The organism is Sphingobacterium sp. UBA7253, from assembly GCF_002472745.1.
GTDB lineage: Bacteria > Bacteroidota > Bacteroidia > Sphingobacteriales > Sphingobacteriaceae > Sphingobacterium > Sphingobacterium siyangense.
Window position 1 is genome coordinate 1 of sequence record NZ_DKSP01000224.1, and the last position, 852, is coordinate 852.

Annotated in this window: 1 protein-coding gene; it reads right to left on the bottom strand. The window is 39.8% G+C overall.

Going from position 1 to position 852, the window contains the following annotated elements; all coding sequences use genetic code 11:
- Positions 1-811, bottom strand: an 811-nt coding sequence (locus tag B2X72_RS23545; protein ID WP_286851741.1) for a M16 family metallopeptidase, incomplete at its 3' end; no start/stop codon positions are given.
- Positions 812-852: the final 41 nt, after the last annotated feature.

Sequence of the window (852 nt, forward strand, 5' to 3'; positions counted from 1 at the left end):
CACGAATCGCTTTCAAAGACGGATTTTTAAGGTGCTCTACCGTACCAATTGTCGTCTGCTTTCCGTAATTATTATTGGGAAACGCTGCTGAAAACATCGACTCCACAGCCTTACGATTATCTTTATCCAAGCTGATATTTTTCTCTTCATACACAGCTTCCAGCTCAGTATGGAACAGACGCAATACCGGATATCTAAACCGTTCTGCCTGTACAGCAAGATACTTATCCATTACATTACTAGGAATTTGCTCCTGATAAACAGTCTGCTCAAATGAAGTGAAAGCATTGGTACCTTCCGCTCCCATTGATGCCATCAATTTATCATACTCATTCGCAATAGCATATTTCGCAGCTTCTCCAGATACTTTATCGATTTCCTTATAGATTGCTTTCCGTTCGGTTTCGTCTGTTGTACCATTGTATTTCTCATAGAGCGCATCAATCTGATCTAACAAAGGTTTCTCCTTTGCCCAGTCTTTAGAGCCAAATTTATCCGTTCCTTTGAACAACATATGCTCGAGGTAATGAGCCAAACCGGTGTGATCTTTCGGATCTGTTTTACTCCCCGCCTTTGTTGCAATGTAAGTTTGAATACGTGGTTCTTTTTTGGTCGGACTCAAAATCACAGTTAAGCCATTTTTTAGCTTATAAAACCGTGAATGTGTAGGATCGTTGGTTACGTACTTGTAGGTGTACCCCCCCTCAGATGCTTCTTTCCAATCAAATTTGGTGTTTTGGGCAAACAAAGCACCCCCTGCTGTTGTTAGTGCAAACGTAACAGCAGTAATTCTAAATAGGTTTTTAATCATATTTCCTTTTTCTTTTCACTTCAAACTTAGATAAATTGCTT